This is a genomic window from Roseococcus microcysteis (assembly GCF_014764365.1).
GTDB classification, from domain to species: domain Bacteria; phylum Pseudomonadota; class Alphaproteobacteria; order Acetobacterales; family Acetobacteraceae; genus Roseococcus; species Roseococcus microcysteis.
In genome coordinates, this window is sequence record NZ_CP061718.1 from 2334143 (window position 1) to 2349911 (window position 15769).

A 15769-nucleotide genomic window follows, 5' to 3' on the forward strand; every position below is an offset into this window, starting at 1 on the left:
GATTCCCCGCCTGGCTCGATCGGCTCTGTCATAAGGGGTTCTCCTGGGCAGCGCCGTTACGGCGCGGCAAAGCCCTGCGCGTTGACGTAGACCTGCGCGCCGGTGGTGATGCAGGCGACGTTCATCGCCGTGGCGGCGGTGCCGCGCAGCGGCGTGGGAAAGGTGATCTCCACCGGTGCTGCCATCGCCGCCGGCAGCAGCTGCCGCCAAATCACGGTAGCGCCGTCCTTGATCACCACCTCCGTCGCGACCGTCGCGTGGGCGTTCCGCACATCGATCGAGGTCACGTAGTTCCGGATGCCGGCCGCGGCGGCCGCCCTCAGCACCACGTCGGTGGTGTTGATGATCCCGCCCGCGGCGGCGGCGGTCTGCCAGTCTGCCTCGGGGATGGCGTAGGGCTTGGTGACCAAGGCGCCAATCAGCGTCGCCAGCAGGTCCACGCCGCGCGCCGTGGTCACCGCGGCCGGATTGGCCGAGTAGCCCGTCGCCGCCAGCACCGGCAGCGCACCCGAGGTGTTGCGCGCCTGGCCACCCACGGGCGTGATCGCGTTCAGCACATTCACGCCCAGCCCCTGGCCGGCGACCGACTGGCCGCGGCCGGCCGTGATTTCCGTCGTCAGCTCGGCATAGTCGGCGATGGTGACGAACTGCACCTTGATGTCGCTGCTGGAGGCCGGCGCCAGGTCCCGGCTCACCGAGGCCCAGCCCGTGTTGATGTAGGCCCCCGAGAAGCTCGACCCCACCAGGTCAAAGCTGTTCGCGTTGATGACCGTGGCGGTGAAGGTCCCGTTGGCGCCCAGCACGCCCGACACATTCTCCAGCGTGACCACGTCGCCGGTGACATAGCCATGCGCCGTGCGGGTCACCCGGACCAGCCCGGTGCCATTGTCGGCGACGGCGGAGATGCCGTTGATGTACTGGCGGTTCCGCACCCGCACCCGAAAGCGATACAGCGCGTTGGGATCGGGAATCTGCTGGTGCCGGACATAGGAGTTGGAGCGCGCCGCGGTGGTGTCCATCAGCCGGCCGTGGAACCAGCACTCGTCATTGGTGGGCTCGATCTCCAGCACCGACCAGCCGGTGGGGGCGGTGGTGGGGATGGTGCTGGCCGAGGTGGTGGCGAGGCGCGGCGCGGCCTCGTTCTGCACCTCGTAATTGGCCAGCGTGGCGCTGGCCCCGTCCAGGCGCCAGGCGGCGGCGTTGCGGCCGTCGGGCTGGGCGGTGGTGGGATCGATGCTGACGAGCTCGAGCCAGACCGACTGGCCGACGATGCGCTGGCTCATGTTCACCGCCACCATGACTCGGAGCGGGATAGTGAAGCTGGTGCGGCTGGTGAGGGTCAGCTCATCGTCGAGCGTGGTGCCGGTGGAGATGGTGACGGCGCCATCGGCGACGGTGAGGGCGATGCCGCCACCTGTGGCGGCGACCTCCCACCGTGCGGGGTTGATCTCGGGCCCGCTGAAGCTGTCGCGGAACTTCTTCTGCATGCTCTTTACCTTGAGCATGTCGTCGGTCCAGTCGTAGGCGCCCGCGATCATGGCTGTGCTCCTGTTGCGTCGGCCGGCGCATCAGCAGCCGCATCTGCCCGGGGCGATGCGGCACCGGTGGCGGCGATTTCGATGGCGGCGAGTTGGGCTGCGTCCTGGGCTGCACCCGACTTCGCGACGCGGCGCGGATCGGTGTCGAGCGAGAGGCCCGCCTCGTCGAGCAGGGCGTTGGCCTCGCGGATCATCTCGACCACCTGGCGGAAGTCGTAGCCGAAGGCGCCGACCGCCTCGGGCTGCGGCACAAAGCCGGCGCGCACCTGCGCGATGAGCGCCGTGGTGTCCTTGAGCGGATCGATCATCTCGTGCGCCGGCGGGACGTGGGACAGGCCGTCCGGCACCACGGTGCCCCACAACCCGAGCAGCGCGCCCTGGGCGTGGAAGCGATCCGCTATGGGCCGGACCAGCATCGGGATGAGCATGCCGTACTGCACCTGCTCGCAGAGACGCCGGAACTCGATCTTGCCGGCGCGCAGGCTGGAGTAGTTCGCCTGACTCAGATCGCCGGCCACCTGGTCATAGGTCAGGCCGGCACCGACGGCGGAGGCTTCCAGCGCGCGCCGTGCGAAGGCCGCGTGCGATCCACCACCGGAGGGATTCACCACCTCCACGCTGCCCATGCCGCGGCGATAGAGGATCATCCCCGGCTCGAAGCTTTCCACCGTCCGGCCCTGGGCGTCGCGCAGCAGCCCGGAGGCGGGCCCGGTCATGGCGTCGTCGCCATCCTCCGAGACCACGGCGGCGAGGCAGGCCTCGATCTTGGCCTTCATCAGGAGGGCGGCCTCGTAGTCGCCGAGGTCGCGCAGGCGTGTCAGCACCGGCGCCAGCCACGACACGTCGCGCAACTGGCCGGGGCGCCGCTTGCGATAGATGTGCAGCACGTCGCGGGCGGGAACGCGCTGGCTGCTCAACCAGGTGGCGCCGCCCGGCAGAACCCAGGAGGCACCGGGATGCACGCGATGCAGCCAATAGCCGACCGGCTCACCGGCCTCACCGAGGCCGATCCCCTGGAGGGTGGGGATGCCTTCGATGACGCCCTGCCGCGCCGTGTCGAGGTGGTCGCTCTCCAGCACCTGCAGCCGCAGCCCGATCGGATTGGCCGGCGTGATCTCGGCCGGCAGCAGGCGGACGAAGCATTCGCCGCTCTCGACCACGGCGCGCATGACCAGCGCCTGCAGGCCATAGAGATCGAGCCGGCCCTCGGCGTCGCAGGCGGTGCTGTCGGACCAGCGGCGCCAGGCCTCGGCATGGGGCTTGTCCGGCCAGCGGGTGGTGATGCCGGCGCCGACGGCATTGCCCGTCCAGAGGTCGACGATGCGCGCTGCGTAGGGGTCGTTGCGCACGGCATCACGGGCGCGGCGAGCGACGGTGGGCGCAGCCGCGCCGACCTCGGCCGTGGCGCTGCTGCCGGAAGCCGCCCAGGAGGAGACGCGGCTGTCCTGCGCGGCGGCATAGCCACGGAGAGCGTGCCAGGCATCGCGGATGCGCCCCATCACCTGATTCCCTCGCGGGAGAAGCTGGCGAAGGTGACGCTGGGGCGGCGCGCGGCGGTGTTCTCGGCGCCATGGAGCACCGACAGAGCGCGGCCGAGCTCATCCAGCGAGCGATATTCCACGGTGCGGCCATCGAAGGTCACGCGGGTGGTGCCGCCGGTATAGGCATTGGCCAGCACCGCAGCGCGGGTGCCGGCAGGCTGCGCCAGCGCCCAGGCGAGGACGGTCGGATCCATGATCGTCCTCCTTAGCGAAGCCAGCCGCTGCGCGGCGCGAGCCAGCCTCGCGGGCGCTGGCTGTCGGATGGCGGCACCGCCGCAGCCTCCGACGCCGGCGATGGAGGAGCGACATTCCCAGCGGCGGGAACCTCGCTTGGCCGCAGCGGCGCATCCGCCGCCTCATCCCGCAGCCGCGCCCAGAATTGCTCGCCGTAGCGGTCGGCGCCGAGCAGCCAGAGCGCCGCGCGCGACAGCACGGCGCAGTCCAGCGCCTCGTTCCGCTCGCGCAGCTTGGCCCATTCCTGCCGCGCAAAGCCGCGGCGATCCTTGGTGGTGCGCAGCTGCTCAGCGACCAGTTGCTTGACCCATTCGACGTCGATCGCGCGCGGCAGATGCACCCAGCCGGGCGGCAGCTCCTCCGCGTCGCCACGGCCTAGCCAGAGCCGGCGATAAAGATCGGCCTTCCAGGTCGAGACCGACACGGTCCAGAGTTTCAGGCCACGCCGGAGCTTCTGGCCGTTCACGAGTGCATCCACCGGCGTCGGGCCCTGGACCGGTTGCGCCCGGTTCCAGCCGTCGATGCCCTTGGTGGGCGCGATGCGGGGATCCCGCAGCCGCCGCAGGTGCCCATAGACGGCGGCCGTGTCGCGGCCGCCGGTGTCGACGCAGAGTCGGGCGATGCGCATCGCACCCCCGCCATGGCGTGGCCAGTCGCGCGCCAGCACCCGAGCCAACTCATCCCAGGGCTCGCGGTCCCGCGGGCTGCCGGGGATCACGACGTGGTCGACCAGCCACGACGAGAACCCCTCGGCCCAGCCCCACACGTCGCATTCCAGGCGATCGTCCTGCACGTCGACGCCGGCCGTCAGCACCAGTGCGCCGGTGGGCACCACCCCCATGGCGAAATCTTCGCGGCGCTCAACAAGGCGCTCCCAATCCGGGGCCTCGCCCTGCTCCTGCCAGGTCTCGCCCAGGACCGTGTTCTTGAAGGTCTTGATGTCCTCCGGCTTGCCCTGGGCCGCCTCCCAATCCCGCGCGATCTGTTCCCAGGACAGCCAGCCGACCGGCGAGTAGAGCGCCGAGATGTGAAAGCCGATCGTGTGCGGATCCTGGCCCTCGGCCGTCGCGCGCCATTCGCCGCCGCCGAGCATGGCGGTCTTGTCGTGCTCCTGCAGCGGATGGTCGCAGGCGCTGCAGTGATACCGCGCCGTCTCCGGCGCACCCTTCTCCCAAAGCAGCCGCTCGAACCGCAGCCACTGCATCTCGCCGCATTCCGGGCACGGCACGAAGAACCGTCGCTGGTCGGAGGCCAGATACTCGCGCTCGATGCGGCTGCGACCGGCGATGGTGGGCGTGCTGACCAGGAAGGCCTTGCGCCGCCAGCCGAAGGTGCGGGCCCGCGCCTCGGCCAGGGCGATCGGATCACCCTCACCAGCGACGTCACCGGGATAGGCGTCGACCTCATCCAGGAACAGGAACCGCGCCGTCATCGAGCGCAGCCCGACCGCGCTGTTGGCCCCGGTCAGCACCAGGATGCCGCCGGGGAATTCCTTCGACAGCATGGTGTTGCCGCTGTCGCGCGCGCGGGCCGGCGCCACCCGCTCCCGCAGCGCCGGCGTTTCCTCCAGCAGCGGGTCGATGCGCTGGCGCGAGAAGCGCTTGGCCAGTTCCACGGTGGGCTGCACCGCCAGGGCCGGCGCCGGCACGTGGTGCATGATGTAGCCAAGCCAGTTGTTTCCGCTCTCCGTGGCCCCGACCTGCGCGCCCTTCATGAAGACGACGCGCCGGGCGGGATGCACCGCCGACAGCGCGTCCATCACGTCGCGCAGGTACGGGGTCCGGCTTGTCCTCCATGGCCCGGGCTCGGCCGAGGCGCGGCTGCCGAGCATGCGATGGCGCTCGGCCCATTCCGAGACGGTGAGCTGCGGCGGCGGGCGGAGCATGGCACCGACGCGGCGGCGCACATGCTCACGGCTGCGGAGCCCGGTCCCCTCCGAGGCCTGCTGGATCGAAGCGATCGGCCGCCTCCGTCAGCAGGTCGTTGATGTGGCTCTGCAGGATGGTCTGCAGCAGATGCGGATCGACGCTGATCTCGGCGGCGATCAGGCCAGAGACGCGGGCCGGCCAGTTCAGCAGCGCATCCCGCATGGTGCTGCCGATCTCGTCGAGCGCGGCGTTGGCCTCAGTGACATCGACCAGGCGGCGCTTGGTCTCATCCAGCGAAAGGCGCTGCGCCTCCACCTTCAGTGCGAGCTGCGCGACCTTCAGCCGGGCGAAGGGCGTGCCGTCCGCGCCCGCGCCACTGGCCAGGGGCGAGCGGGCGGGATCAGCGGTCTCCACCAGGCGACGTCGGGTCTTGTCGATGTCCCACTGGCCATCCGGCTCGCGGGCGATGCGGCCCGCCCGCTCGGCCTTGTGGATGGCGGTGTCGCTGACGCCGAGGCGACGGGCGGCCTCGCGCGTGGAGGCGGTCATTTCCGGCATGGCGGCGACTCTGCCTCCCATCGCGGAGCCGCGATGGGGGCCCGCAAGCCGCCGCGCGTGATGGCGATGCCGGCCTTCTCAGAGGGGACGAAGGGCGCGCTGGCGAGCGGCTTCAAAGGCGGTGATGGCGGCGGACCAGTCCAGCGTGGCGCCGTCGCCGAGCATCTGCACCGGCGCGAGGGCCACGCGGCGGCGCGACCAGTAGTTCCCGTCGAGTGTGGCGAGCCAGCCTGCCAGCCCCTGTGCGGCAAGCGCCGCGGCGGCGGCCTTGACCTCGGCTTCGCTAGGCGGCGCGGCGCGGCCCATCGTCACGTGCCGGCCGTCCTGCGCCAGGATGATCCAGCGGCGCTCGGAGGGCATCAGCCCTCCTCCTTCTCGGTCTGCCAGGTGGCGTAGTCCACCGTGGCAAAGATCCCGCGCCCGTCGCTGGCGGTGCAGACCTGAATGGTGGCGCGTCCCACGCTGTCGGTGCCGCGCGGCGCGGTGGCGAGAAGCTGCTGCCAGGCGGCGCGATCCTGCGGGCCTTCGGCCGTTTCGTGCGGGAGGATGGTGGTGCTCATCGTCGTCTCCGTCTGGCGGGGCGGGATGCCCCTGCGCGTGACGGACGATTCGCGCTGTGTCGGAGCGCAGCCAACTCGATAAAGCGCCGGGAATTTGATTGATCCCCGGCGCTCCCGATCATGTTCAGTGGCGTGGCTGAGATGCTTCACTCCGCCAGGGCGTAGATGGTGAAGGAGCCCTTCGCGCCGGTCTTGTTCGGGCCGACCTGGCGGATACGCTCGCGCACTTCGATGCTGTGACCCTTCTTCTTCAGCCCGGCGAAGAAGCCGCGGACCGTGTGCTGCGCCCAGCCCGTCGCCTCGGCGATCTGCGCGACCGTGGCGCCCTCGGGGCGGCGCAGCATGGCCAGCACCTGCTCCTGCTTCGTCCCCTCGCGCGGCTTGCGCGGCGCGTTGGCGTCCCGCGGGGCGCGGGCGGGCTTGCCGGCGATGGCGGCGCGCAGGGCCTCGATGGCGCGGCTGATCGGGTTGTCGGTCGCGTCCTGCGCCGGGCTCGCGTCCCAGGCGGTCAGCACCGCCGCGGCGGCGTCGCGCAGGCTGGCGCGCGGGGCGGGTGTGGGCGCGGCCTGGGCGGGTTCGGCCTCCTCCGCGGGGGCATCCCCCTCGGCTGCGTCCTCCGCGCCCGTGGGCGCCGTGTCGGGCACGCCACCCTCGATGCCCGAGCAGTCGGGCTCGCCGGCCACCTCGTCGCCCTCATTCGGGTCGATGCCGATGGCGCGCAGCCCTTCGTCGGTGATGCGCGCCACGATCCAGGTGCCGTCATCGTCCTGGCGCCAGCCCAACCCGACGAACTCCAGCGGGGCGTTGATCTCGGTGAGCAGGTTGTTCTTGATCAGGCTGCGGAACACCGCGCTGCGCGCGGCGGCCGGCAGGGTCTTCGGCGCGCGGGCGAGGCCCATCTCGTGCTGCGCGGCGGCGCTGAGGATCACGCGCTGGCTGTCGGAAAGCTTGGTCATCGTGGTGGTCTCCGGTTCCGGGTGCCGGTCATCGGCCCCTACTGCCGGGAGCCCCGCCGGCGCTGCCGGTCGGGGCGGTGCGGGAGGGGCCCGCGTCAGGTTTCGTATTCGCCGCGGCGGAAATGCTGGTCCGCGATGTCCTTCAGCTTCGCCGTCGCATCCGAAAGCCAGGCCGCTTCGCCCCAGAGCACCGTCTCGGGATCCGCGCCGAAATGGTCGTCGCTGGCCTGGGTGAGTTCCGCGAGGAGGGCGTCGAATTCGGCCTTCTTCGCCAGGAAGGCGGCCAGGCTGTTTTCCTGGTTGCGGGCGGCGCGGGCTTCGCGGTCGGTCATTTTGGTCTCCGTCGTGGTGCAGGGCCTCCCCTGCGTGTGACGGACCATTCGCGCTGTGCCGCGCGCGAGCCAAGCAAGATGGAGCAGCGCGGAATTGCTATGTTTCGGCGGTCTGGATCACATCATGATCGACGACGCCACGCGCCGCGGCGACATCGGCGAAGATGCGATCATCGCCCTCCAGCACGGCTGCTTCGCCCGTCGTCTCCTGCCAGCGCCGCACGATGACGTCGGCATAGGCGGGATCGATCTCCAGCAGCACAGCGCGCCGCCCCGTGCGCTCCGCCGCGATCATGGTCGTACCCGAGCCACCGAAGCAGTCCAGCACCGTATCGCGCGGCTTGCTGCTGTTGCGGATGGCACGCTCGACCAGCGCCACCGGCTTCATGGTCGGGTGCAGATCGTTGCGCGCCGGCTTGTCGAAGTGCCAGACGTTCCCCTGGTCGCGCGCGCCGCACCAGTAGTGCTGGGCGCCGGCCTTCCAGCCGTAGAGCATCGCCTCGAACTGCTGGTGGTAGTCGGCACGGCCGAGCGCGAAGGTGTTCTTCGCCCAGATGATCGTGCTCGACCACTTCCCGCCCGCCTCCTGCCAGACGCGATGCAGCGTCGGCCATTCGGACGAGGACATGCAGACGTAGCAGGCGCCCTTGGTGACCGAGAGCAGATTGGCCAGCGCAGGCCGCAGAAACGCTGTAAAGCCACCGCCGAGCGCATCATTGGCGATCGTCATCTTCGCCGCCGTGCCACCCTCGTAGGCGACATTATATGGCGGATCGACAAAGCCCATGTCGGCCAAGTGGCCGACGCCGAGTGCGCGCTGTACATCCTCAATCTTGGTGGCATCGCCGCACAGCAGGCGATGCTCGCCACAGCGCCATAGGTCGCCCGTGCGCGTGACGGGCACCACGGGCGGAGGCGGGGCGTCATCCGGATCGTCGCAAAGCCCCGCGTCCGCTGCCGCCAGCAGCCGGTCCAGCTCCATCCCGGAGAAGCCGAGCACGTCCAGGTCGACCACCGCCTCGTCGCGAATGCGGGCAATCTCGGCGGCGAGCAGCGCCTCGTCCCAGCCGGAGTTCAGCGCGATCTGGTTGTCGGCCAGCCGCAGGGCACGTGCCTGCGCCGGGGAGAGATGGCCAAGCCGCAGCACCGGCACGGAGGCCAGCCCGAGCTGCTTCGCCGCCATGACGCGGCCGTGGCCGGCGATGAGCACGCCCTCGGCATCGACCAGCACCGGGTTCACGAAGCCGAACTCGGCGATGGAGGCGGCGATCTGCGCCACCTGCGACAGCGAATGCGTGCGCGCGTTCTCGGCGTAGGGCACGAGGGATGTGACCGGCAGGGCGGAGACGATGAGGTCAGGCTGCATCCGCGGTGACCTCCTGTCGCGCCGCAGCGACCGCGTCGTAATCGCGCCCGTCATCGGCGAGCACGACCGGCAGGTTGGGATGCAGCATCCGCCAGCGCGCCACGGCCAGGTCGACATAAGCGGGCGCCAGCTCGATCGCCCGCACGCGGCGGCCGGTGCGCTGGCCGGCGAGGATGGTGGTGCCCGAGCCGCCGAAGGGCTCGAATACGAGGTCGCCCTCGTCCGTGTAGGCCCGCATCAGAAATTCCGGCAGCACCACCGGGAACACCGCGGGATGCTCGGTCTCGATGCCACGGCCCTTGTGGCGGGTCAGACGCAGCACGTTGTCGGGGATGCGGAAGTCCTGCACCGGTAGGCCGGCGTGCTGGTACTCGGAGATCGTGCCATCGGCGGCGCGCAGCCCGCTGCCCTTGTTTGGCGTGCCAGCCCATTTGCAGGGCACGATCTTGTTCGCCTGGCGCGCCTGGCGGTTGAAGTGGAAGACCAGCTCGAAAGCCGGCGCGAGCCTCCCGTTCCAGTCCCCCGGCAGGCCGGGCCCCTGATCCCAGGCATAAAGCCCGAACCGGCGCCAGCCGCGGGCGCGCATCCAGTGGAGCCAGGCGGCCCAATAGGGCTGCCATTCATTGTCGCGATGGATCAGCCCGAGGTTCACCAGCACCTGGCCATCGGTCCGCATGCCCGCGTCGAGGTGCTGGAATACGCCCTGCATCAGGGCATCCCAGTCCGTGACACCGCCGGTGGTGTAGTCGCGCTGGTTTCCATAAGGCGGCGACGTGAAGAGCAGCGCCGCGCGGTCCTCGCCCATCACGCGCGCCACGCTGGCGGCGTCGGTACTGTCGCCGCATAGCAGCCGATGTTCACCGAGCAACCACAGATCGCCGGGGCGGGTGACGGCTTGGCGCGGCGGTTCTGGCTCGGCATCGGCGGGGTCTTCCGCCGGCGCATCATTCGTCGCCGCCGCGCCTGCCGCTCCGCCCTCCTCGGCGGGATCCGCGGACAGAGCCTCGGGCGCGTCGCCGTTGGACACAGCATTTCCAGCCGCCTCGAGGATGTCCGCGAGCTCATCCGCTGAGAAGCCGAGTGCCGCGAGGTCGATGTCCTGCGCCGCCTGCACGGCGGCGAGCGCATCACGCAGCAGCGCCTGGTCCCAGGTCGCGTTCTCCGCGATGCGATTATCCGCGAGCCGCAGCGCCTCCTTCTGCGCCGCGGACAGATGCCGCAGCACGATCACCGGCACCTTGGCCATGCCGATCGCCGTCGCGGCCTCGAGCCGGCCGTGGCCGGCGATCAGCACGCCGTCCTCGTCCACCAGCAGCGGATTGGTGAAGCCGAACGCCAGCATGCTGGCCTTGATCTGCTCCAGCTGCTCGGCGCTGTGGACGCGGGCATTGCCCGCATGCGGGCGCAGCTCCGCCACCGGACGCAGCACAATCTTCGCCGCCATCCAGGGGAGCGTCATGGTGCCATCCGGTTTGCAGGTGGTTTGCAGGGCGGCGGCCCGGCGTCGGTTTGCAGCTATCGATTTGAAGCCGCGGGCGAAGGCTGCAAACCGCAACCCATATTTTCGGCCTGGCGCTAGCGATGTTGCGCGCTTCCGCCCCCCGCATACAGCGGGGCCAGGAAGGACCCTGCGGCTCGAGAGCCACTGTCTCGATCGAGCCGCAGCGTGGCTGTTCAGCCGCGGCGCTCTCGCACCTTCTCTACGTGTCTTGCTTCTAGCCTTATCGATTTCGGAGCCGCTACGGGGTGAATTGTAACAGCGTGATCGGGGCGATGGTGACCGCCCCGATCATCCCGCGTCACGCCGCCCTCGCTCGTGGCATCAGCCCGAAGTGCACGGCAAGAATGCCGAGGGACCCGACCAGGATGCCCTGTCCCACTGGGCCGTGCACCGTCCGTCCGGCCCAGCCCTGCCGCATCGACCACTCGCGGACCGAGAACTCCAGGCCGATGACAAACCACGCGCAGGAGCCGCAGGGGCTGTCCTGCCCCCCCAACGCATCGAGCGCCGCAGCGACGCGGCGCCGTGCCTCGACCTGCATCGTCGAGAGCGTGTCGACGCGCGTGCCTGGGATGCGCATGATCTGTGACGTCGACATGCTGTCGAAGCAGGCGGCGCGGAACAGCCCGCGGAAGATCTCACCCGCTTCGTGCATCTGCGGCGTGATGCTGCCATGCGCCAGCATCAGCCCGAGCGTGTCCACGGCGCGGCGATGCTGGATCGGGCTGCCGGTCTCGGGATCCGCCTCGCGGATCGGCTCGGAGAAGCCACCATGCTGCAGCCGCCACTTCGACGGCTTCGCCAGATCGTCGTGCTTCGGCTTCGGCACCTTGGTCTTGCGCTTACCGGCCATGGCGGTTCTCCCCGTTGCGACGCCCCCAGCGCCGGTTGGCTTCGTTGGTGATGGCCTGGCGCAGCCAGTCGTCGGTGATGTCGGCGACAGGCAGGGCGACGACGCCATGCCGATGCCAGGCGGCAGCCCGCATGGCGTTGACCTCGGTGTCGTTCGTCGGGCTGCGCGTGCCCCGGTCGAGGCAGGAGCGGGGCGGCAGTGGTGCGCCGTGCATGCTCATGCGCGGCCTCCCGTGGGGTCGGTGGCCCAGAGCAGAAGGGCGATGGCATCCGCCTCGTTGTCGTCGGCCGGCGCGAAGCCGCGGGCCTGGATGGCGGCGACCATCTTCGCCTTGTCGGCGTTGCCCTTGCCGGTGGCGTAGCGCTTGATCGTGCCGACCGGGACGCCCTCGTAGGGGACGTCGTGCTCCTCGCACCAGGCGCTCAGCATGCCAAGGAAGCCGCCGTAGACGTGTGCCGCGTCGGTGCCGGCATGCGCCCGGACTTCCTCGAACACGATCCGCGCCACACCGCCGGACAGTGCGGCGACCTCGGCCAGCCATCTGCGGAAGCGCAGGAAGCGCATCCCGCCGCCCTCGAACCTGGTCGGCTTGAAGGTCATGATGCCGGAGGTGATACCGCCATCACGCGACCGCAGTGCCCAGCCGGTGGTGGTGCCGAGATCGAGGGCGAGCACGGCGTGGTGCGCCAGGCTGGTCGCAGGCGGGAGGGCGATGGGCGGGCGGCTTGCGTGCACGGCGGGCATGGTGAGAGTCGCGGGTGCCATGGTGGTCTCCGAAAGGGGATCGTCCTGGTGAGGGCGGCGACGGCACGGTTCTTGGCGGAGCTCGCCGTCGCTGCCCGGCATTTCGGGTGGGCCTGTATCCGGCGGTCCGATCGCTGGCGGCCGGTGCCGCCCCAACCCAGGACCCAACCGGGTCCAACCTGCGCCGACCTGGCAGGAAGTACTTTCACGCGAAATCAACGTGTTACGCGGGCGTGTCCCAACGTCCCAACCTGGGCCGACATCCCCTAAACCTATAAGGAGAATGTATGTCCGGCCCGACCCAGACCTTCCGCATCTAGGTTTCAGACCCGTTGGGACGGTTGGGACGTTGGGACCGGCGGCCGCAACCATCTGCTTTCGCGTGCAGATTTTGTGTCCCAACCTCGAAGAGGGGGTTGGGACCGCGGGGCGAGGTTGGGACAGCATCGGGGAAGCTGACATCACGAGCCGCCCTGCGAGCGCGGCGCCCGGTAGCGCCACTCCCGCGCATCCCGGCCCGAGGCACCGGATTTGTACCGCTCCCACTTCCTTGCCTTCAGGAAGCTGGAGACGCGCATCTGGTCTGCCCGGGTCCATTTCGCCGGTTCGATGCTGAGCGCCTTCTCCAGCACCTCGCCCACGGAGACGTCGGTCAATGGCGTCGGGCGGGGGACATGGCGGTCCTGCCAATCGTCATAGCCCCCGAAGCCGACATTCACGCTGCGGCGCTCGGAGACGAGCCAGCGCTCGATCAGTGCGTCCCAGGCATCCGGCTCGTAGCGGGCCTCCTGTTCGGCGGTGGCGGTGGCGATGAGGTCGCGGTTCTCCAGCCACCACGGCGCACCCGCGTTGAACCGCGCGACAGCCTCAGCCCAAAGCTGGTCCCGGTCACGGCGCAGACCGTCGAGATCGATCTCTCCACACCGCAGCGGCCAGAAGCGTCGATTGCCGGTTTCATCGCGCAGATAGGTGTCGGGATTCACGCTGCCGGCGAAGACGCACTGCCGCGGCACCGTGACCACGTAGCGCTCGTAGGGGGGGCGGTAGCGATCGGAGGTGCGGGTGAGGAAGGCCTTGATGCGCGAGACCTCGGCCCTGCCGATCGCGTCGAGCTCGGCCATCTCGATGATCCACACGCCACGCATCTGCTGCGCGGCATCCTTCGAGCCGATTTCCGCCAGTTCGTCGGTGAACCAGGCATCGGAGGCGAGCACCTTCAGTGCCGTCGATTTCCGGATGCCCTGCGGCCCCTCCAGGATCAGCATGTGGTCGGCCTTGCAGCCGGGGCGCATGATCCGCGCGACCGCGGAGACCATCCACAGCGATGCCATGGCCCGGTTCAGCGGCGTGTCGGCCGCGCCGAGATAGGTCACGGCCCATGCGTCGAGGCGCAGCGTCCCATCCCAGGCGAGCGCGCGGAGATAGTCCTGCACGGGGTGCACGCGGATGTTGCGGGCGACGGCCACGACGCTGCGCCCCACCACCACGGGCGGCACGTTGATCTCGTGCCGCTGCAGCCATTCGGCGCAGCGCACGTCGTCCGCATCGCCCCAGGCCCGCGGAAGGGTGCCGGCGGCGGGCTCCCATGGCAGGGCCCGGGTGACCAGGATCTCCTGGGCGAACTCGTCGAAGACCAGCGCGCCGGCGAACGCCGCATCGAGCGACAGCGCGGTGATCACGTTGGCCTCGTTCCGCTCCGGCGTGCCGCTGGGTTCGAGGCGCAGCAGAGCAGCCCAGCGCGGCCGGATCGGCGCCTGGTTCACATCGCCGGTGGTGTTGAAGCGGCGCCGCAGCTCGCCGAGTTGCTTCTCCAGGATGGAGACGGCGATGCCGGTCGCGGATTTGATGGCGCCGAGGACCTGGCGCTCGGGCAGTGGCTCGAGGCGGAGGGTGACGAGGCGCCCCAGCAGCTGGGACAGCGGCACCATGTCGGGCGGGTTGGTGAGCGTGGCCGCGGCCGCCAGCAACTCCTCCGCGGTGGTGGGCGACGGTGCGTGGTCACCAGTGAGTGCCGGCGCGGCATAGTCTTCGGCCGTCACCCCATGCCGCAGGTCGTCGTTGAAGTCGTCGCCATGCAGCGGCGCGAGGATGCGGGAGGGGATGTTGGCGAGGTTCAGCTGGTCCGCCAGCGTGGCCGCGGCCTGCATGCCGGGCAGGCCGGCATCGGCGAAGATGGTGACGTGGGTGGTGCCGTCCGGCCACCGCCAACGCCGCAACCCATCCGCGGAGAGCGCCGCCATGGTCGGCACGCCGAAGATGGCCTGCGACGAGAGCGCGGTCTCGATGCCCTCGGCGACGCCGATCCGGCCGTCATCGGGGAGCGGCGCCAGGCGCACTGCTCCTCCGGCGATGGGCCCGAGCATCTTCTTCCCCGGCGGCGCCTTCGCCGAGCCGTCGTCCAGCAGGTAGGTGCGGTGGATGCCGCCGGTGGCCTCGCCGGCGCCGTCGCGCGCGACCGCCACCATCCCAGCCCAGCCACGCTTCGTGTCAAAGTCGGGCAGGTCCGGATGGAACAGCAGGTCGGGGCTGTCTGGCACCACCAGCCCCCGGCTGCGCAGATAGGTCTCTGCCACCGTCCCGGCGAGCGGCTGGCAGCCTTCCAACAACCGCGCCACCTCGCGGCTATGGTCCGGCCTCGGCTCCTGCGGCCGCGGGCCGGGCGCCGGCTGCTCCATATGGGCAAGCCGCGCGGCCTCGGCGAAGAGCCGCGCCTCTGTCAGCCCGGTCGCGTGATAGACCATGTCGATCGGGCCGGCGCTCTCGCCGGTGGCGTGGTCGAAGCCCCATCCCGCGAAGCGACCCTCGAGGTGCAGGACGCAGGAGCCCTCGCTACGGGGCCGGCGGCCTGACAGGTCGGCGCAGCGCAGCGTCTTCCGGTCCGGCGCGCGGACTGCCTGCGGGAACAGTGCCGGCAGCCAGTCCCGCGCCGTGTCCGCCAGCCTGCGCCGCACCTCGGCGAGGTCGTGCCGAACCGGCAGAACGGGCCCGGCGTCGTTGAGGTCGATCATCGCGCTGCGTCTCCGCCTGGTGCCGACGCATCGTTCAGATCGAGCACGTATCCCGAGGCAGCGTGAAGACGGTTCGCACCGCCCCCTGGAATCTGCCAGGCCGGCAGTTCGCGGCGATGTTCCAAGGCGCGCGCCTTGTCACGTGTGATGCCGAGCCGCGAAGCCACCTGCCCCAGGACGAGTTGCTCACCCTCGAATAGGTACCAGCGAGTCACGCGCCTGTTTCGTGCCTGAACCTCGGGTAGCGCCCATCGGCAGTTTCCCGGTGCATAGTCGCCGTCTGGGTCGATGCGATCCAAGCTGTGCGCCGGGCACGGCCGCGGACCCATGTCGCGTAGGAAGGCGCGGAAATCGCGCGCCCAGTCAGCGCACATCGAGATGCCACGCGCACCATAGGTGCCGAAGGACGCGTTGCGGGGGTTCTCGCAGCGCTTCTTCGCGGCCAGCCAAGCACCGTATTCGGGTGTCGGCGCCGCCCCGGCCGCATGGGCGTGACGTGTGGCACGCTCGATCGCGAGGCAACCGCAGCTCCGGCTGCCACCGCGCGACGAGCGCAATGCCAGGGCTAGACTCTGGGCGAGAACCATCTTCTCACCTCCGCAATCGCAGCGACACAGCCAGCGGGGACGGAGACGCCCCCGCTCGTCCTTCCGCCCCTGGGCTGCGGCGATGATGGTCCACCGACCAACACGTCCACCGGGGCTCAAGCT

Annotated in this window: 16 protein-coding genes; all 16 read right to left on the reverse strand. The window is 70.2% G+C overall.

The window, feature by feature from the left end; genetic code table 11:
- Window positions 1–56: 56 nt before the first annotated feature.
- The 16 genes from ICW72_RS11310 to ICW72_RS11385 all read right to left on the reverse strand — a co-directional run bounded on the left by ICW72_RS11310 (window position 57) and on the right by ICW72_RS11385 (window position 15646).
- Window positions 57–1538 carry a hypothetical protein gene (locus ICW72_RS11310; RefSeq protein ID WP_191082803.1) on the reverse strand — a complete coding sequence of 494 codons (1482 nt, stop codon included), beginning with the start codon at window positions 1536–1538 and terminating at the stop codon, window positions 57–59.
- Window positions 1535–3037 (reverse strand): phage portal protein, encoded by a 1503-nt coding sequence (locus tag ICW72_RS11315; protein WP_191082804.1) that lies wholly within the window; start codon window positions 3035–3037, stop codon window positions 1535–1537. The genes ICW72_RS11310 and ICW72_RS11315 overlap by 4 nt, the downstream gene beginning before the upstream one ends.
- Window positions 3037–3273 carry a phage head-tail joining protein gene (locus ICW72_RS11320; protein ID WP_191082805.1) on the reverse strand — a complete coding sequence of 79 codons (237 nt, stop codon included), beginning with the start codon at window positions 3271–3273 and terminating at the stop codon, window positions 3037–3039. The genes ICW72_RS11315 and ICW72_RS11320 overlap by 1 nt, the downstream gene beginning before the upstream one ends.
- An 11-nt stretch (window positions 3274–3284) precedes the next feature.
- Complete coding sequence (locus ICW72_RS11325; RefSeq protein ID WP_191082806.1) at window positions 3285–5198, reverse strand: phage terminase large subunit family protein; 1914 nt, start codon at window positions 5196–5198, stop codon at window positions 3285–3287.
- A 25-nt stretch (window positions 5199–5223) separates the two neighbouring features.
- Complete coding sequence (locus ICW72_RS11330; protein WP_191082807.1) at window positions 5224–5739, reverse strand: MerR family transcriptional regulator; 516 nt, start codon at window positions 5737–5739, stop codon at window positions 5224–5226.
- Between the two features lie 78 nt (window positions 5740–5817).
- Window positions 5818–6099 carry a hypothetical protein gene (locus ICW72_RS11335; RefSeq protein ID WP_191082808.1) on the reverse strand — a complete coding sequence of 94 codons (282 nt, stop codon included), beginning with the start codon at window positions 6097–6099 and terminating at the stop codon, window positions 5818–5820.
- The gene (locus tag ICW72_RS11340) at window positions 6099–6299 is read right to left on the reverse strand and encodes a hypothetical protein (RefSeq protein WP_184487116.1); all 201 of its coding nucleotides are present in this window, start codon (window positions 6297–6299) and stop codon (window positions 6099–6101) included. The genes ICW72_RS11335 and ICW72_RS11340 overlap by 1 nt, the downstream gene beginning before the upstream one ends.
- A gap of 146 nt (window positions 6300–6445) precedes the next feature.
- Window positions 6446–7255: a DUF3489 domain-containing protein gene (locus ICW72_RS11345; RefSeq protein WP_223880542.1), complete on the reverse strand. Its 810-nt coding sequence runs from the start codon at window positions 7253–7255 to the stop codon at window positions 6446–6448.
- 95 nt (window positions 7256–7350) lie between these two features.
- Window positions 7351–7587 carry a hypothetical protein gene (locus ICW72_RS11350; protein WP_191082809.1) on the reverse strand — a complete coding sequence of 79 codons (237 nt, stop codon included), beginning with the start codon at window positions 7585–7587 and terminating at the stop codon, window positions 7351–7353.
- Between the two features lie 97 nt (window positions 7588–7684).
- On the reverse strand, window positions 7685–8953 hold the full coding sequence (locus ICW72_RS11355; RefSeq protein WP_191082810.1) for a site-specific DNA-methyltransferase: 1269 nt from the start codon (window positions 8951–8953) through the stop codon (window positions 7685–7687).
- Window positions 8943–10412, reverse strand: coding sequence for a site-specific DNA-methyltransferase (locus ICW72_RS11360; protein WP_191082811.1), 1470 nt, complete (start codon window positions 10410–10412; stop codon window positions 8943–8945). The genes ICW72_RS11355 and ICW72_RS11360 overlap by 11 nt, the downstream gene beginning before the upstream one ends.
- 340 nt (window positions 10413–10752) lie before the next feature.
- Window positions 10753–11307, reverse strand: coding sequence for a DUF6456 domain-containing protein (locus tag ICW72_RS11365; protein WP_191082812.1), 555 nt, complete (start codon window positions 11305–11307; stop codon window positions 10753–10755).
- Window positions 11297–11527, reverse strand: coding sequence for a hypothetical protein (locus ICW72_RS11370; RefSeq protein WP_191082813.1), 231 nt, complete (start codon window positions 11525–11527; stop codon window positions 11297–11299). Before ICW72_RS11370 ends, ICW72_RS11365 begins: the two co-directional genes overlap by 11 nt.
- Window positions 11524–12051 (reverse strand): crossover junction endodeoxyribonuclease RuvC, encoded by a 528-nt coding sequence (locus tag ICW72_RS11375; RefSeq protein ID WP_223880543.1) that lies wholly within the window; start codon window positions 12049–12051, stop codon window positions 11524–11526. Before ICW72_RS11375 ends, ICW72_RS11370 begins: the two co-directional genes overlap by 4 nt.
- Before the next feature lie 461 nt (window positions 12052–12512).
- On the reverse strand, window positions 12513–15059 hold the full coding sequence (locus ICW72_RS11380) for a VapE domain-containing protein (protein WP_191082815.1): 2547 nt from the start codon (window positions 15057–15059) through the stop codon (window positions 12513–12515).
- On the reverse strand, window positions 15056–15646 hold the full coding sequence (locus tag ICW72_RS11385) for a hypothetical protein (RefSeq protein ID WP_191082816.1): 591 nt from the start codon (window positions 15644–15646) through the stop codon (window positions 15056–15058). Before ICW72_RS11385 ends, ICW72_RS11380 begins: the two co-directional genes overlap by 4 nt.
- Window positions 15647–15769: the final 123 nt, after the last annotated feature.